The 21,343-nt window shown below is 44.0% G+C and carries 24 protein-coding genes; 6 read left to right on the top strand and 18 right to left on the bottom strand.

What is annotated here, in order from left to right:
- The first annotated feature begins 84 nt into the window (after positions 1-84).
- Positions 85-318 (top strand): DUF2789 domain-containing protein, encoded by a 234-nt coding sequence (locus tag P8629_RS05685; protein WP_278165159.1) that lies wholly within the window; start codon positions 85-87, stop codon positions 316-318.
- A 14-nt stretch (positions 319-332) separates the two neighbouring features.
- On the opposite strand, the gene P8629_RS05680 is transcribed toward P8629_RS05685, so the two are convergent.
- A complete protein-coding gene (locus P8629_RS05680) occupies positions 333-854 on the bottom strand; it encodes a hypothetical protein (RefSeq protein WP_278165158.1) in 522 nt (173 codons plus the stop codon).
- A gap of 180 nt (positions 855-1,034) precedes the next feature.
- Here P8629_RS05680 and P8629_RS05675 point away from each other — a divergent pair, with 180 nt between their 5' ends.
- Complete coding sequence (locus P8629_RS05675) at positions 1,035-1,325, top strand: hypothetical protein (protein ID WP_278165157.1); 291 nt, start codon at positions 1,035-1,037, stop codon at positions 1,323-1,325.
- Between the two features lie 93 nt (positions 1,326-1,418).
- Here P8629_RS05675 and P8629_RS05670 read toward each other — a convergent pair whose 3' ends face one another.
- Positions 1,419-2,033 (bottom strand): FKBP-type peptidyl-prolyl cis-trans isomerase, encoded by a 615-nt coding sequence (locus P8629_RS05670; protein WP_278165156.1) that lies wholly within the window; start codon positions 2,031-2,033, stop codon positions 1,419-1,421.
- Between the two features lie 133 nt (positions 2,034-2,166).
- Between P8629_RS05670 and P8629_RS05665 the strand changes: the two genes are divergently transcribed.
- Entirely contained in the window at positions 2,167-2,775 is a 609-nt protein-coding gene (locus tag P8629_RS05665; RefSeq protein ID WP_278165155.1) for a DUF938 domain-containing protein, read from the top strand.
- Positions 2,776-2,833: 58 nt separating this feature from the next.
- Here P8629_RS05665 and P8629_RS05660 read toward each other — a convergent pair whose 3' ends face one another.
- The 12 genes from P8629_RS05660 to P8629_RS05605 all read right to left on the bottom strand — a co-directional run bounded on the left by P8629_RS05660 (position 2,834) and on the right by P8629_RS05605 (position 13,847).
- Positions 2,834-3,736, bottom strand: coding sequence for a sensor domain-containing diguanylate cyclase (locus P8629_RS05660; protein WP_278165154.1), 903 nt, complete (start codon positions 3,734-3,736; stop codon positions 2,834-2,836).
- A gap of 330 nt (positions 3,737-4,066) precedes the next feature.
- Positions 4,067-4,522 (bottom strand): hypothetical protein, encoded by a 456-nt coding sequence (locus tag P8629_RS05655; protein WP_278165153.1) that lies wholly within the window; start codon positions 4,520-4,522, stop codon positions 4,067-4,069.
- Between the two features lie 50 nt (positions 4,523-4,572).
- On the bottom strand, positions 4,573-4,824 hold the full coding sequence (locus tag P8629_RS05650; protein WP_278165152.1) for a GlsB/YeaQ/YmgE family stress response membrane protein: 252 nt from the start codon (positions 4,822-4,824) through the stop codon (positions 4,573-4,575).
- Positions 4,825-4,836: 12 nt separating this feature from the next.
- Entirely contained in the window at positions 4,837-5,031 is a 195-nt protein-coding gene (locus P8629_RS05645) for a DUF3185 family protein (RefSeq protein ID WP_278165151.1), read from the bottom strand.
- Between the two features lie 298 nt (positions 5,032-5,329).
- Positions 5,330-6,412, bottom strand: coding sequence for a hypothetical protein (locus P8629_RS05640; RefSeq protein ID WP_278165150.1), 1,083 nt, complete (start codon positions 6,410-6,412; stop codon positions 5,330-5,332).
- A 246-nt stretch (positions 6,413-6,658) separates the two neighbouring features.
- The gene (locus tag P8629_RS05635; protein ID WP_278165149.1) at positions 6,659-6,868 is read right to left on the bottom strand and encodes a hypothetical protein; all 210 of its coding nucleotides are present in this window, start codon (positions 6,866-6,868) and stop codon (positions 6,659-6,661) included.
- Positions 6,865-7,497 (bottom strand): ParA family partition ATPase, encoded by a 633-nt coding sequence (gene parA / locus P8629_RS05630; RefSeq protein ID WP_278165148.1) that lies wholly within the window; start codon positions 7,495-7,497, stop codon positions 6,865-6,867. The genes P8629_RS05635 and parA overlap by 4 nt, the downstream gene beginning before the upstream one ends.
- A 243-nt stretch (positions 7,498-7,740) precedes the next feature.
- A complete protein-coding gene (locus P8629_RS05625; RefSeq protein ID WP_278165147.1) occupies positions 7,741-8,040 on the bottom strand; it encodes a hypothetical protein in 300 nt (99 codons plus the stop codon).
- 136 nt (positions 8,041-8,176) lie between these two features.
- The gene (mnmH, locus tag P8629_RS05620) at positions 8,177-9,313 is read right to left on the bottom strand and encodes a tRNA 2-selenouridine(34) synthase MnmH (RefSeq protein WP_278165146.1); all 1,137 of its coding nucleotides are present in this window, start codon (positions 9,311-9,313) and stop codon (positions 8,177-8,179) included.
- The gene (gene selD, locus P8629_RS05615; RefSeq protein ID WP_278165145.1) at positions 9,313-10,392 is read right to left on the bottom strand and encodes a selenide, water dikinase SelD; all 1,080 of its coding nucleotides are present in this window, start codon (positions 10,390-10,392) and stop codon (positions 9,313-9,315) included. Before selD ends, mnmH begins: the two co-directional genes overlap by 1 nt.
- 210 nt (positions 10,393-10,602) lie before the next feature.
- A complete protein-coding gene (locus P8629_RS05610; protein ID WP_278165144.1) occupies positions 10,603-12,609 on the bottom strand; it encodes a hypothetical protein in 2,007 nt (668 codons plus the stop codon).
- 11 nt (positions 12,610-12,620) lie between these two features.
- On the bottom strand, positions 12,621-13,847 hold the full coding sequence (locus tag P8629_RS05605) for an ATP-grasp domain-containing protein (RefSeq protein ID WP_278165143.1): 1,227 nt from the start codon (positions 13,845-13,847) through the stop codon (positions 12,621-12,623).
- Between the two features lie 540 nt (positions 13,848-14,387).
- Here P8629_RS05605 and P8629_RS05600 point away from each other — a divergent pair.
- From P8629_RS05600 to P8629_RS05590, 3 genes are all read left to right on the top strand, one after another.
- Entirely contained in the window at positions 14,388-15,485 is a 1,098-nt protein-coding gene (locus P8629_RS05600; RefSeq protein ID WP_278165142.1) for a histone deacetylase family protein, read from the top strand.
- 208 nt (positions 15,486-15,693) lie between these two features.
- A complete protein-coding gene (locus tag P8629_RS05595) occupies positions 15,694-16,875 on the top strand; it encodes a DEAD/DEAH box helicase (RefSeq protein ID WP_278165141.1) in 1,182 nt (393 codons plus the stop codon).
- A 126-nt stretch (positions 16,876-17,001) separates the two neighbouring features.
- Entirely contained in the window at positions 17,002-17,895 is an 894-nt protein-coding gene (locus P8629_RS05590) for an SMP-30/gluconolactonase/LRE family protein (protein WP_278165140.1), read from the top strand.
- 88 nt (positions 17,896-17,983) lie between these two features.
- Here P8629_RS05590 and P8629_RS05585 read toward each other — a convergent pair whose 3' ends face one another.
- From P8629_RS05585 to wrbA, 4 genes are all read right to left on the bottom strand, one after another.
- Positions 17,984-19,363: a dicarboxylate/amino acid:cation symporter gene (locus tag P8629_RS05585; protein WP_278165139.1), complete on the bottom strand. Its 1,380-nt coding sequence runs from the start codon at positions 19,361-19,363 to the stop codon at positions 17,984-17,986.
- Positions 19,364-19,579: 216 nt separating this feature from the next.
- Positions 19,580-19,927, bottom strand: coding sequence for a DUF488 domain-containing protein (locus tag P8629_RS05580; RefSeq protein ID WP_278165138.1), 348 nt, complete (start codon positions 19,925-19,927; stop codon positions 19,580-19,582).
- Positions 19,928-20,086: 159 nt separating this feature from the next.
- Positions 20,087-20,551, bottom strand: a complete 465-nt coding sequence (locus P8629_RS05575) for a hypothetical protein (RefSeq protein ID WP_278165137.1) — start codon at positions 20,549-20,551, stop codon at positions 20,087-20,089.
- A gap of 124 nt (positions 20,552-20,675) precedes the next feature.
- The gene (gene wrbA, locus P8629_RS05570) at positions 20,676-21,278 is read right to left on the bottom strand and encodes an NAD(P)H:quinone oxidoreductase (RefSeq protein ID WP_278165136.1); all 603 of its coding nucleotides are present in this window, start codon (positions 21,276-21,278) and stop codon (positions 20,676-20,678) included.
- Positions 21,279-21,343 lie beyond the last annotated feature (65 nt).

The raw sequence follows: 21,343 nt of genomic DNA, 5'->3' as shown, positions 1-21,343 counted from the left end.
CTCACCTATTTCATTCTGGTTTTCATTTTTGTTTTTCAGGTGTAGAATAAATAACCAATTCAGCATAATAAGGAAGATAAACGGATGGATACGTCTAAGCACGATTTAAACGCATTATTCTCACAGTTGGGGCTAGACAACTCGGATGAAGCTATTGAAGCTTTCTTAAGCAAGCAACCTAAACTGTCTCAAGTCACATTACTGCATGAAGCGTCCATTTGGAACCCTTCCCAATCAGCCTTTTTAAAAGAAGCCGTAGAAGAAGATGCCGCCTGGGTTGATGCAGTGAACCATCTGGACACTTTACTGAGAAAATAACAATAAGATAACCGTTATTCTAGAATGGGGAACCAGGGAGAGGATTCGGTTTTTTGATATAGCTCTCGGAAACCTTTTTTCAGACTATCTTCCAAGCCTTTTTCTCGTGCCTGCTGACACCCTCCAAACTGATAGATTTCAGCATAGAGTTCTTTTTTCAACGCCGCTTCCGTCTCCCTCGGATCACGAGTTAAGAACTGTTTGATAAAATTATTGATTGTTAAATTATATTTCTCAATAAACAATCGATTCACTTTCGCTTCTTTTTGAGACGCGCTCACACCGCGACAACGCTGATTAAAATAATCATACTTCAATGCGGTTTTCACCAACATCACATGCAATGCCTCACCTTTCAACGCTTGATCCGTTTCTGCTGATACGGGTAATACAAACAACCACCCTATCAAGACCAATAAATAAATCGCTTTTAATTTTTGCAAACCACTCACACCTTTAAAAACTTCAGATAATAGCAAAACTTTACCATAGAAAAGACCACAACAGGCCAAATCTTCCGTGATTGACCCCTGCATTAATTCCTTCCTGAAGTTAAGCACCCAAGCACGACTTATTAAAGCTCCTTCAACATTACCACCTTCAAACCTAGGCAGCCTAATTACTGACAAATAAAAATCCTATTTAGCAAGAAACGCCCAAACAAATTCAAACATCCCTATAATGGAAATACCGATATTATTTAAGAGCCATTACTCATGAAAAAAACTCTCACCAAATTCGCAGCACCCATTCTTAATATTTTCGACAAAGGCGAAGAACCAGAAAACTACACGCCTTCACACCGAAAAATCCTGCTGATTATGGGCGTTCTATTTTTTATTTTATCGGGCGTGTCCACTTATTTTGGTTTCCGCACAGACGTCATGGCAGCACTCTTTCCCGCCATTCTCTTTGGTGGCATTGGGTTTGTGAGTCTGGTAGTTGCATTATTAGGGAGTAATCGAGCCGTAACGAATATTTGGCAGAGTACACGACAAACGCGTTAAAACAACGTTAAGCAGCTTTAAAGACTTTGCTTTATCTCTAAATAAAAAAAGCCCACAAATGTGGGCTTTTTTAGATTGATATCAAACTTTCGATTAAGAAAGAATATCCAACAATTCCACATCGAAAACCAATGCCGAATAAGGTGCGATTTTGCCACCAGACCCTTGTGGCCCATAAGCTAAATCATGCGGAATGTATAAACGCCACTTTGACCCTTTTGGCATCATCTGTAAAGCTTCTGTCCATCCAGGAATCACACGGTTTACAGGGAATTCAGCAGGCTGACCACGTTCAACCGAGCTATCAAATACTGACCCATCAACTAATGTCCCGTGGTAATGCGTCGACACAACTGATTCTGCCGAGGGTTTGTCGCCATTACCTTCTACCAGAATTTCATATTGCAGACCTGACTCCGTCACCATAATATTGTCTTTTTTCGCATTTTCAGCCAAAAATGCTTCGCCTTCTGCTGCCGCTGCTTCAGCGCGCTCAGCTTCTTTAGCTTGCATCATGTCATTGATTACTTGAAATGCTTCTCTGAATTGCTCATCAGCAATCGGGCTGGCTTTTCCTTGCAAGGCATCCATTAATCCTTGCGCCATGGCTTCTGCATTCAACCCTTCAAACGGGTCAGCCGCCAATTGGTCACCAAACTGACGACCCAAACCATAACTTACAATATCCGGTGTGGTGGTATAAGACATAATTCAATACTCGATTTATTCAAAAAGAAAGAATGATAGCATAAACCACATCAATAGATGAAAAACCAAGCCTGTAAAAGAGCGCTCGATTTTTGGTTATAATCAAACCCAATCAATCAATAAGACACCTGTTATGTTACCACATGAAATATCGAACAAACCTTATGCACAATCCAGCGAAGAGAATAAATTTGTCATCCTCCAAGCCATTCAAGGCTTTTTAACAGAACGCTCATCGGTGTTAGAAATAGCCAGTGGCACTGGGCAACATGCCGTTTATTTCGCAGAACAAATGCCACATATTAAGTGGCAAACCTCTGATTTAACCGACGCTCATGCAGGCATCAAACAATGGATTGCCGATTCTGATTTAAACAATGTTCTACCGCCTCTCTGTTTGAATGTCTCTGAAAATGATTGGCCTGCCACTCGCTACGACGCCCTCTTTAGTGCCAATAGCTTTCATATTATGTCAAAAAGTAATGTTGAAGACTTATTTGCACACTTAAGCCAAGTGCTTAATGCCAATGGCCTTGTTATGATTTATGGCCCTTTTAATTACAACGGGCAATACACCAGCGAAAGCAATGCACGGTTTGATGATTGGCTCAAACAGCGTAATCCACACAGTGGCATTAAAGCGTTTGAATGGTGCAACCAACTGGCAGAACAAGCGGGGTTAAATTTTTTGGAAGATATTGAAATGCCACAAAACAACCGACTTTTGGTTTGGAAAATTTGATTTAAAACAGAAAAAAATATAATTTAAATTCAATAACTTATATTATAAAAACTCCTATTCATACAATAACGACTTGGTTTTTACCATTTTTCTTGGCGGTATATAAGGCTTGATCCACACGCCTCAAAGTCTCTTGGTAAGAATTATCTGTTGGCTTGATGGTTGTCACCCCCATACTGACGCTGACTTTAATGTTATCAACACAAAATGGTTCAAGCCCCTGTTTAAATTCGACGGACAGCTTTTCTGACAGGTGAACGGCTTCTTCCAATTCAATTCCTGCTAAAATCACAATGAACTCATCCCCGCCAAAACGACAGGTAATATCTTTTTTACTTAAATGGGACTGACAGATTCGGGTAACAGCAAGAATAGCATCATCCCCGGCATGATGCCCAAAACGGTCGTTGACTTGCTTTAGATTATCAAGGTCAAACATTAAAATGTCGGTTGGTGTGGCATGTCGCTTAAAGGCTTCAAAATGCAAGGGAAAGTCATGCTCCAATCGTCTTCGGTTGAAAATGCCCGTTAACTGATCGGTGTCACTCAATTCGCGCAATTTGTTTTCCAAATCGTGTCGTTCTGAAATATTACTCGCAACCCATAAAACAACTTCTTCTTCATCAACAAGAAAATCCAGTGCCTGAATACGCCCTTCAAACCAAATGGGGGTTTGCGGCCCTTCATATGGCAACCCTTTCACATCCTTATTACTGAGTTCATATTCTTCAATCAACAGTTTTTTAGATTGCAAAGCCTCTTCAATTTTTCCTAAAAACCAATTCGCTTTTTCCGCTTCTATCAAATCAGCAATATACAACCCGACAAGACCACTGCCATCATGGTAATAACGACTGTCACGGCCCCCGTAAACGGCCACATATTTACCGCTTCTTGAAAACAGAAACGCCGGATCTGGCAAGGCATCAAGCACGGCGGGCATTTGTTCGAGACTAATCATAGAAATTTTCTTTGAAATGAATTTGAGATACTTTAAAAAACATATCGTTATAATTTTTTTATCTTTTTTAATTTATTCTTAGGCAGGTGTTTATTTTATTTTCAACCGGTTACCGTTGAGTCATAAAGTATCGCCAACAGCCCTATTAATTTTACAACAAGAATAATAGCATCAATTTGTTAACATTCATTATCATTTAAAATCCCCGACGCCCCTCTTCCCGTTAAATCATAAACAATCAAACTCAAAGAAGAGCACGGGGATGCTAAGTCAAAATTAATACACTATTGCACCTTCCCCCTCTTTCATCCTAACAAAGGGAGACAGTGACTATTTAGCATCAACTTGAGTCAGCTTATGGTACACACCCAAGCCGACCACAACCACAACTCCAGCGATTAACAGGAACGTTGGATAGATTAGATTGCTAATATCTTTTTTCCCAGCATCAAATATAAACACCAGTGCTTCCAAACAGACAGCGATGGCGATGATAACGAGGAACTTCAATAAGGTGCCTCTTTGTTTTTCAGGAGACTTAGCAACAGTACTGCGAAAGACTTCTTCCTCCAATAAAAACTTGGCAACATCAAAGACAGCCATGCCAATCACAATCAAACCAATTGCATCCAGCAGGGCTTTCACAAGAAGTTCTTTTTCGTGTACAGAAACCCAAATATCCCATAAGGCAACCATCATCATGGTAATACTGATAATACCAAGACTTAAACTGATAAGAGCGTAAACAAAGCGTGCCACCCGATCAGAGATTTTTTTTCCAAGCATCTTCACTCCTATACAAGATTAATGTGCAAATAGTACCTGTTGATATGAAGTTAGGCCTTATTAACAAGACTGAGGACATATAACAAAATAACCGCACCAATCACGGCCATAACAATGCCCCCTAACACCCCGCCGGTAGTGATACCGAACAAACCGAATATGACGCCACCCAATACCGCACCAATAATACCGACTACAATATTACCAATGATGCCAAATCCGCTTCCTTTCATAATAGTGCCCGCAAGCCAACCGACTAAAGCGCCCACGGCTAAAAAAATAATTAAACTAATGATGTCCATATTGCCTCCCGCTTATTTTTTGATGAAAAGATATATGCCAACCACAAAACTGATTGCGCCGCCTATGTAAAGGGTCATAATCTTATCTGTCTCCGCCCCCGTGACCGCTTGTGATATTTCTGAACCGACAGAACCGGATAATTGAAATCCCCAGAATCCAAGACCAATCCCAATAACCATTAAAACAATCCCTAAAATTTTCATCATATTCTCCTCACGTGAACTAACTATTCATCCTGTTTTATCAATTACAGATCATTTCAGATGGACTCTGTATGTGTTATTTTTTAAACAAACACACTAAGTAGATATTAGTATTGTTATTGATATAACACAATGTTTTAATTTAAATAAATCATTAATTTAAAACGTAAAAATGAATTTTTTCTCAGAATTAAGGCATAAAAAACCCGCATAAAGCGGGCGGGCATTTTAAGGCTTAACAAGCACATTCAATTTTCATTCAATCGGCAATCAATTGCTTTTGTATTCTATTCAGGTGACATCACAATTTAGGCGTGAGAATGACGTGCTGACTTAGCGTGTGTAAATCGCGCCAGGCTCGTCCGAATGGCGAGGTCGTAAACACCGCCATCATGCCCGAGTGAACTTTGAGTGCATCCACCCTTTTAACGCAACTCTGAACCATTTCGATGGCCTCTTCTGTGATTGTCTCGCGTAATGCATCAGAAGGATGCCGCTTTTTCTCTGCTGCTTGCCAAACCTGCTCACTTTGCTGATACAGTCGTTTACGGCTATCATGAAGCAACTGCTCTGTTTGATCACACCGTTGTTTAATATCTTCAACATTCATCAAAGACTGAGTTTCACTGATCTGTTTCTGCTTGGCAAATGCAATGAATTCATCAACCGCATGTTGGGTAATACCGATGGCAACACTGGCAAACGTCAAACTGGCCAAGGTTTCTAATGGGCAAAAGAAAATCGGGTCATCCAATAAAGGCTTCTCAAACAATGAAAATGTATATGTTTTTGGCACTGTGACCGAGTCGATACTGAAATCATGACTGCCAGTGGCTTTCATACCAAACACATCCCAAGTCTGATGCTGTATAACCTTATCAGCCGGAACGGCGATCGACACAATTTCATCTTCCTTGCCCACCACCTTACAGTTGGCGGTGAACCAAGTGGCGTAATCAGAACCACTGGCATAGCCCCATCGCCCCGAAACCTCAAACCCATCTGTTATGGCTTTTGCTTCTCCGCTAGGCATACCGGAGCCGGCAATTGCAGCACGCTCCGGTAAAAAAATATCACGCGCCGCTTTTTCCTCAAGAAACCCGGAAAACAATCCGCCACCTGCGCCAATCATCACCAGCCAACCGGTCGCACCATCCGCCGAAGCAACCTTTTCAAACACTTTTAAAGCCGTAGGCAAATCGGTTGTCTCACCTTGATACTTTTCTGAGATGAACAACCGAAACAATCGTTGCTCAAAAAGTGCATCTAATACATCTTCCTGTAATCTTCCTGATTGCTCAGAAGCTTCGGCACCTTGTTTGATAATGGGTAATATGGATTCAACATTTTCTAGTAAGTTTTCGGAAGATGTGTGCTTGAGCATAATGTGATAACTGCCTTAATAAATTAATGATGAAGTGAATTGAACAATACAGGCAGATATTTTAATACAACGCGAACCATTCAGGTCAAACTCTGACTTCCTAGATAATCAAAATCGCGTGCAAGACAAACTCAAGTGGATTTAAAATAATTAGAAATAAAGAAGATAGGGATAAAACCACCTCCCCTAATACACCTTAGGCTCGGCGGTTTTGTATCAGTTGTTATTTAAACTGAGAAAGAAAAATTAATCCGGCCAAACTCGGTTTGATCGCATCGGCTGAATAGACTCTGTTTTTTCAGATGGTTTTGCGGCAGGCTTTTTTGCAGGTGTTTTTTTTGCCGCTGAAGTGGCTTTCGTTTCCGAAACTTCTTCATCCGTTTGTGTGGTTTTTGCTCGTCGTACACTACTGGCTAATTTAGAAGCCGTTGTGGCGCTGTTTTTCGTCGTTGTCATAAGACCTCCTCAATAATATCATCGATTTCTTTCGCGGCCACTTCGCCGCGTTTCCCCATACAATAAACACTCACCCCATCGACAGCCGCATTACGATACACCGCACGACGGCGAACACCGTTTTGTAACGCAGGAATATCAAACTCTTCCAAAGCTTCTTTCATTGCGGTCGACAAAGCACTGCGCGGTTCCAGCTGATTAACCACGATATAAGAATTCAACTGACGGTTTCGGAGCTTGGCATGCTCAACGGCTTCGGCAATGCGAATACTCGCCCATAAATCCACCGGAGACGGTAGAACCGGAATCAACACCGCTTCCGATACCTGCAAGGCAGATTGCATCACCCCCGTTTCTAACGTTGGTGGGCAATCAATCACGATAAAATCATAATCCTTAGCAAAGCGTTCAACTTCGCGCGCCAAATGCCCGCCCACTGAAATGACCGAGACCGGAAACGGTTTATCCTCTGAAGACAAACTGCACCATTGGCTAGCCGACCCCTGGGGGTCCGCATCAATGACCAACACACGCCCCCGATTAATTAAGCCTGCGGCAAAATTCATACTAACAGTGGTTTTACCAGTACCACCCTTTTGATTGGCAATAGAGAAAATTCGTGCCGACATAAAGCTTCCATAAAATTAAAGCCCCGCATAGGGGGATTTTGTTATTCAAAACGACTGGTCACCAAATTAACCAGGCCTGGCCGTTTTTAGATAGCTTTAAGTATTACAGAGTAAGAAGGAAGGAATAGAGTTTTTCCATTCAAATATACGATTGATTATTGAAAAACTTAGGCAAGGTTTCTATGCCTTGAAACAATGCCCTATTGATGTAATTTGATTAAATATTGCGACAATTCAATTAGATTAAACTAAATGCTCGGAAATTAAGGTTTGCATAAAATTTTTATCAAACCCATCATTGCTGACATCGTCAATCCAGCATGGGTTTGGGTCGAACCCTTCATAAAAGGCAAACCCCACTTTATATTCATCACCAAATCGGGCGAACATAAAAACAAACTTATTATTGTTTGCTTTGTTACTCATCGAGCAAGAATTATTATCGGCTACCTCAAACGTGATTGAAGCATCATCATGCTGCGCTAAATAACTTTCAATTTCCGATGACACCAATTGATGTAAATCTTCATAACTTTCGACCACAACAAACTCCTACATTAAGACTTAAAATTCTTTTCCCAGCGAATACTCGGGCAAATTGGTTTCAAACATTCTAAAGCAAGGGGTAGCGTTCGTCTTTAGAAAAATAACTTTTACGTTTAAAAACAACCAGGCCTGGCTAATTTTTCGACAAAGCCTGTTGGCGCAGAAAGTCTTGTACCGCATCAAACTCGCCACTGAAATCAATTTTGCTTTGATGTTTCTGCATTTGATAATCGTACATCGGATCATAGTACTCATTCAGCAGAATATGAATCCAACCGTCATGCCCATCGAAAGTGTTTTGGTTAAGCTGTGTGGTACAGGCCAGCTCGAATTCTGATAAAACTCTCTGGTAACGCTCGCCCCCCAAACGTTTGCGGATGCGCTCAAATGCAGCACGCATAAATTCAGCCCAAGCCTCAAAAGTGGGATACTCTGATTGAGCCTGCTCGACATATTCTTCCCGCGTAATCGCAATGCGTTCTGCCAAAGGCGTTTCCAACACAGCATGGCGCCCTCCTTTGAAAAAATCAAACAGCGATTTAGGAATAGACAGTGAACCGATATTACGCGCCTCATCTTCCAATACCAAAGAAGAATAGCCTTGTGCCTGAAAACGAATCATCGCCATTGCCAAGGTATTCTCAAAATCAATCTGAGTGGGTTGAGGGGTCACATGGCGACCAAAAGCCGAACCACGATGGTTTGCCAACCCTTCCAGGTCAATGGCATTATTCAACGTGTAAATCAATCGGGTTTTTCCACACCCTGTACGGCCACCCAGTACCCAAGGCTGAATACCTGCCTCCAAAAGCGCTTGTGGCATTGCTTCCAAGCGATCAATCAAATAACGGCGAAACGCTTTATAGCCGCCTTTTAGGCGAACAATTTCATAACCGCTGTCCGCTAACCACTGCTGAGCGATTTTGGAACGCATTCCGCCGCGAAAGCAATAAAGCATCGCATCGGGGTGCTTTTCCATAAAAGATTGCCAGCCATCCACGCGCGGCGCACGCACCTGATTATTAACCAATTGATGTCCGAGATTAACCGCTTCATCATGACCTTTTTCCTTATAACAAAGCCCGACTTGCTGCCGCTCATCGTCATTCATCAATGGAAAATTATGCGCCATTTCAAAGGCTCCCTGCGCGAATTCCACAGGTGCGCGCACATCGATTAGAGGAATGCCTTCCAACACGATGCGTTCAAACTCGTTACTTTGTGGTAAATGATTTTGGAATTGGGTCAAAGATTCAATTGCCTGCGTCATTAAGCAATCACCTCAACCACATGACTCTGGCTTGAGGCTTCAACCGTTTTGCCAAACGAATGTAATGCCAATCCATGCTGTTTGGCGACTTGATGAAATTCCGCCACCGCTTCAGATTTAACTGCCACCAAAAGACCACCGGAAGTTTGCGGGTCACATAAAATCGCCTGCTGGTCTGGCGTTAAAGCCGAACCGAACAAAGCACTCGCCTTATGACCAAAGCTGTCGAAGTTACGCTGTGCGCCGCCTGGCGTGCAACCCTGCGCCAAGTAATCGTGTGCATGCGCTAAGAGCGGAACTTTCGCGAAATCGATCTGGGCAGCAATACCACTGCCTTCGCACACCTCGATCAAATGCCCCAACAAACCAAACCCGGTCACGTCGGTCATGGCAGTAACGCTATCCATTTTCGCCAACTCTGTGCCGATACGGTTCAGAGTCGTCATTGCATCAATCGCGACCTGTAAGTGATCCGGTTGTATTTTCTGCTGTTTCTGCGCCGTCGTCAGAATACCAATCCCAATCGGTTTGGTCAGAAAAAGCTCACAGCCCACTTCGGCAGAAGCATTGCGTTTGAGATATTGATTATCCGCTAACCCGGTCACCGCAAGCCCGAAAATCGGTTCTGGTGCATCAATAGAGTGTCCGCCCGCCAAAGGAATGCCCGCGGCTTCACAGGTTGCACGCCCCCCTTCAAGGACTGCTCGTCCCACTTCCGCGGGCAGTTTATCGATTGGCCAACCAAAAATCGCAATCGCCATCAATGGCTGACCGCCCATCGCGTAAATATCGCTGATGGCATTGGTTGCGGCAATCTGCCCAAACGTAAAAAGATCATCAACAATCGGCATGAAAAAATCGGTGGTGCTTAATACCGAAGTACCATTCCCTAAATCATAGGCAGCGGCATCGTCATTGGTCGAGTTGCCCACCAATAAATTCGGATAAAAGGACGTTTTGGTTTGTGTCTCGAGAAGACTTTCGAGCAACTTAGGCGAAATTTTACAACCGCACCCCGCTCCATGACTATATTGAGTGAGTTGAATTGTATTTTCGGACGATTTTTGAACTAGGGTCATGAAAGCTACTTTTGTAAAATTGTTTGAAAACTAACATCAAACATCGATTAGAAGAACCTTCATTTTAACGACTGTCACCCATGACATCCAGTAATAAGGTTCAGCCCTTTAGTCTGGTAGGTTTCTTCTGGAACTCAATTACCCAATAAAGGCAATAAAAACAAAGGGAAGCTCTATCCCTTCCCTGTTTTTTTTAATTCGATAGGGTAACTAAACTTCTGCTGGTTGCCGTTCCGCTGCCCAGCTTTTTAGAGCCATGTCTTGTACATGATCAAGCTCTTCCTTGGGCAGTTCGATAATGTCTGTCTGAACTTGAATCGGGTCGTCATGGAAAATATACAGACGAGAAGCCAGTTCAGGGAAAGGTAAAGACGCTTCGCCGAAACGTTCCCCAAACCCGTGGGTGGAGACCACCACATCGTCTCCCCAGTTTTGACCACTGTCATTATTGGGGTTATAGAAATACACACGCATAACATCATTCTGGTCGAGGCCAACCCGCAACAGAGCGATGGCATGCCAGCCTACAAACTGTGCATTGCTGTCGGTCACGGCTATACCAGCTGGCTGAGGATGTATCACGGGCTGGTTACCATTGTATAAAGGGTGATAACTGCGATAAAACTGTTCAAGATAACTGACATAATCGTTTTTTAGCTTTCCACTAGCGACATCTACGGCGATGTAAAATTCGCGACCTACCCACCAACCGTGAAACTCTGGATTGATCCAACGATGAGGATCTTCTCCACGCCCCACGCAGGCTTGACCCATTGCATTATAAACTCGGTCCAAATGAGGCACCAGCACAATGGAAACCGGATCGGTATCAAGTGGAATATTACTCGCTAGTCCGGCAGCTAACTCCGCTGAGTTAATAGGCTGGCCTTCAAAATTCATTTGTATATTATCAAAACGAGCGGCTTGTGCGATCAGGTGCATTAGAAAATCCGGGTCGTTGTATGACCACATTGAAATGGCACGTGCCGACTGGCAGGTTGGGTTGTTACCTTGCCCAACACCCAACGGCTGACCCAGCAAAGAAATTACACCGGATAACAAGCGCACTCTGGGGGTCACCGCATCGCCATAGGCCGCCATCAGCGCAGATTCAGTCTGTTCCGAAAGCGGCAAATTAAGCTGTCTCCATAGTCCCGGGGCGATAGGCGGTGCATAAAGAATGCCGCGCTCCAATAACATCGCCAGCCCGTATACAGTCTGTGCGGTTTGCGCGTAGATAACTTCTTCAATCAGTTTATGAATCAAATTCTGATAAGTGCGCAAGACATCCAAGCCGGTGCTGCTGAGGCCTAACGCATCTGGTATCAGTTGGCTCTGATCGTTTTGCAATAACCAACGCAGATAGCCCGCGTGGTAGTCAGAGACTAGCCCCACGTCATGCATGGCGCGAGAAAATCCATAGGCTTCTTGCTGGAGAGTAGGAAAGTCCATCGCCTCCAGTCGTGCGTAGTAAGCATCCAGCCCCGGGTCATCGATACACCCCTGAGTGGGGCCAAACAAAGAGCTGATGAGTCGGTCCGAGCCCAGTCGAGCCTCGCCAATATCACCCACCCCTTGCGCCAGCGTTAAAGCGATCTGGGTAACCATGGTTTTCACGCCACCGACTTGAATGGGACGTTGGGCAAGAATACGCCAGATTTCATCAATCAAGCTGCCAAGAATATTGTCGAAACCAATATGATCCAACAGATACTGAAACAGCGCCTGTATTCCATCACCTAATTTACCCAGTCTAGTACGTAACGCCTCATTCGCAGTGCCGAACAAATGATTAAGGTTCAGCGCCAGCACCTGAGTAAGGAAGTGACGTGCCTGTTCAACAGAAACACCTTCATGACTGTATTCGCCGTTGGCAATTGCCAACAGCCGCAACTCGCTCATGCATTCCAGCATAACCAAAGGATCAGAGCCTTGCTCAAGAGTGTTATTCACCAGTCTCGGTAGCAGCGCGCCAGGTTCCGCCCAATCGGTTCCATAGAACAGTCCGGCATCATCCAGTCTCGGTGCCAAAGCATAAAGCTGCTGCACGCCGCCAGGCAGTAATATCATACGACCAGCCAGTTCCAGCACTTGTGTCTGAAAGTTGAGCTTAGCAAAAAGGCTGGCTCGTTCCAGTCGGCCTATGGCACTCTCCAGCTTTTCTTGTAATAGCTGGGTTTGTTTGTCGGCAGCGGCCGGTTCCACGTTGAGGTTCATCAATTATTCCATCAGATATAATAATCCAGGTCTTCCTGGGCTTTAAGCAGATCACGCATACGATACGGATCGTCACCGAAAAAGTATACCAGACCCCAGTGCGTTCCGAAGGCACTCCGTTTCGGTACCTTATTTTGCATAGGTGACTGCAGTTCATGGAATTCGAAATAAGGATCGTTTTCCGTCTCTTCCGGTATTCTAAGTTCGTTGATGACTCGTCGGCGTGGATACACACCGAAACAACCGGCATGCCCCTTAGCGTCGACCACTTCTCGTGGGAAAAAGGCTTTAATTTCCTCGTCAGTGGTTTTTGGATCAAACATCATCACCATCGCCTGGTAAGCGTTGAAGCCATAGGCGCGTTCAATAAGTTCAAAAGCGTTGAAGCCTGGTGGCCGATAAGCCACCTCACCGAAGTACATTTTCCCATCGCTGGTAACGAAATATTCGGGGTGAATGAAACCGAAGTCGATATCAAAGGTTTCAATCAGTTTTTCGATTTCCGCAACCACTTGAGGGCGCCATTTTTCCAAATCTGGAGTGGCCGGCACAAACACCGAGTACCCCAAAGTGACATATTCGGATATATTCAGAAAGTGAATTTTTCGATCCTTGATAAAGGCCTCGACAGCGAACTCCCATCCGTCCAAGTGACTTTCCATCAAAGCCGGAAATTCTTCTTCAGGGATATTGTCCACATCGTCCGGCGTACGAACCACGCGATGCCCCAAACAACCTGCTTTATCAAAGGCTTTCAGATGAATCGGATCATCGGGGTCACCGTCCAGTTTTAAAAGAGCCTGGTTAACGCGTCTTAAGAAACGGATAACATCAGTCTTGTCGTTTGCCTCTTCGAATATACCAACACGAATGCCGCCAAGCTGAGCACGTCGTTTCATCAGCGCCTTATCACGGAACAGCATTGATTGGTTCATGAGGCGCGGATTTTTGAGCAATACCGCATTGATTGCGCCAGCCCACTCCACCGTTTCTTCAAACAATGGAATAGCAACATCCACGCCTTCCTCTTTTAATTTCTCGGCAATTTCCATGGAACTCTCATTGAGTCGCTCGAAATCCCAAGTAATGAAAGGGATACCATTTTCTCTGGCATAGTCTTCAGCCCATTGCGGAGCGACAATAATATAACGACGGTCAAAGTTTTCAATGGCGTTAATGGCGTTTAAGCTCCAGCCAAGAATGGCTACATAGCCTTTATCGGGATTTTTTTTCGTCATAATACATGCCTCCGTTGCGGGGTTGAAGTGAATAGATATAACGCGGGATAGAAAGCCATTGAGAAATTTAACAGCAAACAACAGTACGCGTTATGCAATTGAATGTAATTGAAATAACGTATAAAGAGCGTTAAAAAATTGAACTGTGGTTTTACCATAACACGAAAGCATACTGCTATCAATTTTGCTCTCTGCTTTTAAAAATATGTATTTATTACAAAGACTTTTCCCGTTCGGATACAACGATACTTATCTGTGTTATCCTGAAAATATGAATAGGTAAAGTCTACAAAGACGACTTACCGATGCATTGGTTAATAACGATAAGTGAATGGTCGTGCGAACCTTCTCCAATCTAGCGTAGTCAGCATGAGTGACATTTACATCTTACGCAGCAACCAATTAAAGAGGCGGAAGCGGCATGGGTGGCGGCGGGTTAAAACACGGGTGTGCTAGCCGCAGTATTCAACACCACAGTAAAAAACTGGCAAAACGTTGCTGATTAAGCAGCGCCCCACAGCAATATTAAGGAGGTCGCGAATGGCAGATTCACGCAGTGTAACAGTGTTTTATGACGAAGTTATGCTCGGCCATGACCCTCAAGTAGATTTACCCTTTCTCCCTAGCCGAGTAGAAAAGCGTGTAAGCAATATTCTGAGAGAGCTAAACTTCAAATGGAGTTATCCTGAACACCCTGGACGGCTCACTGCAATCATGGAATGGCTCAAGGAATATCCTATCCCTGGCGTACAAATCAAGGTAGGAGCGCATGCCACATACGAACAACTAGGTCGTGTTCACACCACAACTCACCTAGACCATATGTTCTCCCTCGAGGGTAAACGTGCTTGGCTAGACAAAGACACCACCGCCGTCTCGCCAGAAAGTATTCAGGCAGCGACCTCTGCCGCGGGTAATGCAATCGCAGCCGTCGAATGCGTGGTTAAGGGTGAAACGCAAAGCGCTTTCGCATTGGTTCGGCCACCTGGTCATCATGCCGATGCAGTTCGGGCGCGCGGATTTTGTTTGTTTAACAATGTTGCTGTGGCGGCTGCCCACGCTCAGGCAAAACTTGGTTGCGAGCGTGTTCTAATCGTTGACTGGGATGCCCACCACGGTAACGGCACACAAGATATATTTTGGGCGGATCAAGATGTGCTATTTTTTGACACCCATTGTGCCGCGCCCTTTTACCCGGGTTCCGGAAATTTGAACGAGATCGGTGCTGGTATGGGCGAAGGCTATACGGTTAACGTTCCTCTACCGGAAGCCGCTGGTGATATTGCTCTTGAAAAAGCATTTCGCGAAATACTGATCCCCGCTGCTGACTATTTTAAACCAGATCTGGTTTTAGTCTCCGCCGGTTGCGACCCTCACCACAATGACATGGCGTTGAATATGAGCTACGACGGTTTAGCCGTGCTCACTAGCATCGTGCAGGGGATTGCCGACAAACATTGCGACGGTCGTCTGGCCTTGGTGCTAGAAGGCGGCTATAACCTCACCTCTCTCTCTCGAGGTGTTCATTCAATGTTGACCGTGCTAGCTGGCGGTGATGTGCCTGAATTAATGGAGAGTGGGTTACGCGAGGTTATGCAAGCGGCAGAATTTCATCGCGATGCATTTAAAGACGACTAACCCTTAAATTCATAGCCTGATTACGCGGCAAGCCTTAAAATCTTAAAAACACCCAGGCCTGGCTATTTTTTCTTTAGTGACATTTTCTTGTTAAATGAAGGATAATTGCCCCATTATCCATTTTGGCGAGCTTTTCAAAAAAGTATTCTTTTTTCAAACCCCATACTTAAGCGTCGTCCATTGATTATTTAATAACACAGAGATTTCTATGCCATTTTCAAACCTTGGGTTATCAGCCCCGATTGTTAAAGCCGTTTCCGAGCTAGGCTATGAGGCCCCTACCGACATTCAGAAACAGGCTATTCCGATCATTTTATCGGGTAAAGACCTCATGGCCGCAGCGCAAACGGGCACAGGTAAAACCGCCAGCTTTGTATTACCGCTGTTAGAAAAACTGAATACCGATGACCCCGTACGAGGTCGCTCTATCCGCGCCCTCATCCTCGCGCCCACGCGTGAGTTGGCGATGCAGGTGGAAACCAATGTGGTTGACTATGCCAAGCATTTAAACCTTAGTTCAATGGCGGTTTATGGCGGCACAGACATCGACACGCAAAAACAACGCCTTATGCAAGGCATTGACATTCTGGTCGCCACCCCAGGAAGATTATTAGACTTAGCCTATCAACGCGCCTTGTTTTTTGATGATTTGGAATTTTTGGTGTTGGATGAAGCCGACAAAATGCTCGATATGGGCTTTATTGACGACCTGTATAAAATCACCGATCGTCTGCCCCATCAACGCCAAAGCTTACTGTTTTCCGCCACGTTGACTGAAACTGTACGCTATTTAGCCGCCGACACCGTATCGGACGATGCCGCTGAAATTGCCATTTCCCCGCAAAATAAGACCACGCCGAAAATAAAACAATGGTTGATTACCGTCGACAAAGACACCAAGTCCACCCTATTGAGTCACTTGATTAACGAACAACACTGGGACCAAGCGCTTATTTTTGTTGAGAAAAAACATTCCGCCGCCAAACTCGTTGAACAACTTGGCAAGCGAGGCATTATCGCCGATTCCATTCATAGTGGTCGAAGCCAAGCGGCGCGAGAACAGGTTTTGTCGGAGTTTAAATCAGGGAAATTAAAGTTTTTAATCGCCACCGGCATTGCCGCCCGCGGGATTGATATAGACAATCTCAGCCGTGTTGTGAACTACGACCTGCCTTACCCGGCTGAAGAATACATTCACCGCATCGGTCGAACAGGCCGAGCGGGTGCCGCAGGTGAAGCCATTTCATTGGTTTCAAAAGACGACTTCAAGAATCTCTGTGCCATTGAAAGCCTGTTGGACCATCTTATTGAACGCAAAGAAATAGAAGGCTTTCCAGTTAAAAAAGTCGTGCCGATTTCCATTTTGAACTATCAAAGAAAGCAAAAATAACAAACCACTTCTATCAGTATAAATAACTATAGACCATGATAGAATAACCTTACAAAGCGCTGCTACTGGGTGGCAACTACATGTTGCGTTCAAGGTCAAAGCAAAATATTAATCTTTCAGGAGTTGATGATGAAATCTATCCAAAGCATTACAAAAAGCCTCTTAGTGTTACTGGCTGCATTTTGGTCTGTGACCACACTGGCAAATCAAGAAACTTCAAGAATCATGGTCAGCGATGTTGGTTTTGCAACGCCAGAATCGGTCGAATATGATGCTGCCGAAGATGTTTATTTAGTCACCAATATTAACGGCAGTCCGTTCGAAGCAGACGACAATGGTTTTATTTCAAAACTGAGCCCAGATGGTAAAGTCATTGACCTAAAATGGATTGATGGTACAAGTGACAAAGTACAATTACACGCCCCTAAAGGCATGACGATTATAGGCAATAAGCTGTTTGTTGCCGACATTACTCAAATACGTGTATTTGATTTGCCAAGCGGAAAGCAACTTCCTTCCATTACCGTTGAAGGCAGCAGCTTCTTAAATGGTATTACCGCAGGTAATGGTGATTATGTCTATGTCACCGATACCGGCATGAAACCCGGGTTCAAATCTTCGGGTACCGATGCAATCTATAAAGTATGGGCAAATGGTAAAGTTGAGACCCTCTTAAAAGACCTGAACATGGGCAGACCCAACGGCATTCTGAATGATAACGGCGATATTTACGTGGTATTTTTCAGCACCGCTAAAATGATTAAAATGGATGAGAAAGGCAATATCACAGAAATGCCAAAACCATTCGGTGCACGGTTAGATGGCCTGGTGAAATTACCGGATGGTAGCCTCGCGATGTCAAGCTGGGAAAGCTCGTCCATTGATGTTTATAAAAACGGTGAATACGAAACCATTGCCGAGTTCCTTAACTCCCCTGCTGATATGGGCGTCGACACAAAACGTAATCGTTTACTGATCCCGCTCTTTAATCAAGATAAGGTGTTGATTTTACCTCTATAAAAACGGGTTTCATTTATAGCGTTTATTGACTTAAACAATAAACGCTTATCGAATAACAAAGCCAACTTGTAGTATTTAGTTGAACCGTCTAACCTTTCAAATTCTCTGAAGTCAGAACGTCCTGATCTGTTTTTTCGCGAATATCATTATGCAGAGCTTCTTCTTTTAGCTCCTCTTTAAAAGTTAATTTTGAACCGACCCAACGGTCCATCAACTTGGCCGTCACCAGATCACCAGTCACATTGATGGCTGTTCGACTCATATCCAAAATACGATCAACCCCCATAATTAAAGCGATACCTGCCGCTGGAATTCCAACTGAACTCAACACCATGGCTAAAATCACTATCCCCACACCTGGCGTTGCTGGCGCACCAATAGATGCCCCAACAGAGGTTAAAATAATTAATATCATACCCCCCAGTCCAATATCAATACCAAACACCTGTGCAAGGAATAAAGCGGCAACCCCTTGATACAAGGCGGTACCGTTCATATTTATCGTTGCACCCAGAGGGATTACAAATTGGGATACCGAAGGACGAACATGCAACTTCTCTTCCGCTGTTTTAATTGAAAGCGGCATGACCGCAGCCGAACTTGAGGTTGAAAATGCCAGTAGCAAAACATCTTTGATTGAACCGATAAATTTCAACGGATGCTCTCTGGCAATGACAAAAATCATAATCAAATAAGAGATAAACAATATCAGCAAAGCCAACAAAACCGTGCCGACATAAATTGTCATACCAAACAAAGCATCCATACCGAGTTTGGCGGTTAATTGTGCCAACAAACCAAACACCGCAACGGGCGCCAACAGCATTGCCCAACGCACCACTGTCATACAGACTTCTTGCAATGATCCCAATAAATCCAGCATTGGCTTGGCTTGTGCCGGAGGCATCATAACCAAAGCAACCCCAACCACCATTGCAAAAATTACTACCTGTAACATATTGCTTTCAGCCATCGAGCTCAATGGATTAGAAGGCAATAAAGAAACGACCTTTTGAGGCAACTCTGCAAGATTAATACTCTGTTGCGAAGCTTGATCTAATACGACTGGTGCGATAGACATGTTTGTCTGCAAAGCTTGGCTATCAATATAAATACCCGGCTTAATAACCGAAGCGACAACCAAACCAATGACAATCGCCATGGCCGTTGTCGCGATAAAAAATAAAACAACCTTTAGCCCCATACTGCGAAGTTGTTCAAGATCTTCTGTAGAGGCTAAGCCACGTATAATCGAAGCAAAAATAAGCGGAATCACAATCATTTGAATCAAAGCCAGAAACAGCTTACCTGGAAAAGCCAACCAATCCCCAACTAATGTCGCAGTTGTAGGCTCAATCAAGCCCATTGAAGGCCCAATCATCACTCCCGTAAAGATACCCAAAACCATCCCAATCAATACTTTCAACCACAAGCGGCCTCGTACCATTGACTGAAGATAGTTCGTCATATACTTAAGTGAACGGGGGTACATCGATCCCTTAGTAAAGGGTTGTTTGGTTTCTTCTGAAATAACCTAACTCCACATTAACTGCCTTGCCCTTAATTAAACACGGGTCTATCAAAAAACTGAGCAAACTTAGATAATTAAGAATTTAAAGGATTGCGCCCTCTTTTCTTAATGTATTTAAATGACCAGGCTTGGCTATTTTTTAATCACGCTTTCTTAGACCAGCTTTTCTAAATACTCTTTCAAAATATGGGCATGACTGTGTTTTTTATCTTTTGCACCGTACAGCAAAATGAGGTTTTTCTGACTCACTTCTTGCAGACGCTCTTTCGCCTCTTCTTTATGCTCACTCAGCTCGCTCAAGTATTCTTTTCTGAATTCACCCCATTTATCGGGATCATGGTCAAACCATTTTCGCAGATCGTTACTTGGCGCCAGATTTTTCCAGTGACCATCCAGATCAGCGTCATCTTTTGACACGCCACGCGGCCATAACCGATCAACAAGGGCGTGATATCCCTGCGGCATGTCATCATCATAAATGCGATGTAATTTAATATTCATTCACTCGCTCCCCTTTTCATTGCAATCAATCGGATGATAACCAATAAATCAACGCGATCAGGCTTGCGTGATTTTGACACTTCAAAAAGAAAAGTATTCGCTTTTTTGGGGCAACAGCCTGATTAACCGGCGCTATCAAACACCATATTCAAACGCTGTTTACGGATTTTCTTGTTCATAAGAGACTTTATATGGAAATGCCCAACGACTAATTGCCCACAACAGGACGGCAAATAGCAAATGCGGCACCAGCGATCCCACAATTAATTCCGGGCCCACAGCCAACCCAAAGAATCCCCAGCCGACAAGAGGAAAGAAAAACACCAGAACCAATCCCCATAGCGCCAACGCCAACCACAACGCATTCAGAAAAGTTCGCAGCTTAAACATAACAACATATACAATTGTCCAGAAGGTCACATACGCAATATGAAATAAAATCCCTACCAGAGCGGGCACTTCACCAAATATCATTTGAACAAATGCGAGACTTAACGGTTTAGGCATAGAAGACATTCCGAACTTGGCAGCTGGAATCATCACCATAGAAAGAATCATAGCGATGGCGATACCGACTGCAACGGCAACCACATAGTCTTTTGATGTCATTTTTCTCATTATCATATCTGCACCTCGTATTCATGAAAGACATTTAATTTCAAAGTGAAAACAGATTACTCAACAACAAGCCGTTTTGACTCATGACAAAACATAAAATACCGGTTTAATGCCCGAAAGGTTGTATTTATTAAGCGGATTGTTTCTTCGCGACTTCCGCTACGTGAGCCCCTTGGCACTTGGCTATTTTGATTTCATTTTCTGAAGGTTGTCGGCTACCATCACCACCCGCTAAAGTACTTGCACCATAAGGTGTGCCACCCGTTATTTCATTCATATTGGTCATTTCTTGACAAGAATAAGGAACGCCGACAACGATCATGCCGTAATGAAACAGGTTTGTGTGAAACGAAGTGATGGTCGTTTCTTGTCCGCCATGCTGTGTTCCTGTGGAGGTGAAGACACTACCGACCTTGTTTATCAATTTTCCACCAGCCCAAAGCCCCCCTGTCTGATCCAGGAAGTTGCGCATCTGCGCACACATATTGCCAAAGCGAGTCGGCGTACCAAATATAATGGCATCATAATCCGCTAACTCACTCGTTGTTGCGACCGGTGCGGATTGATCAAGTTTAACGCCAGCCTTTTGAGCTTGTTCATCCGTCATTAACTCAGGCACACGTTTGATTGTCACTTCAACATCCTTGACGCTACGAGCGCCCTCAGCGACTGCTTCAGCCATCGTTTCAACGTGACCATACATGCTGTAGTACAGAACAAGAACTTTCGTCATGTTACTTCTCCTCTCCTATTTAGGTAAGAACCACAATACTAACAGGTTAGTATTCATATTAAATG

Origin of the sequence: Hydrogenovibrio sp. 3SP14C1, assembly GCF_029625905.1 — a bacterium.
Lineage (GTDB): Bacteria > Pseudomonadota > Gammaproteobacteria > Thiomicrospirales > Thiomicrospiraceae > Hydrogenovibrio.
The sequence above is the reverse complement of the archived record's forward strand: the minus strand, read 5'-3'. Positions and strand labels throughout refer to the sequence as shown.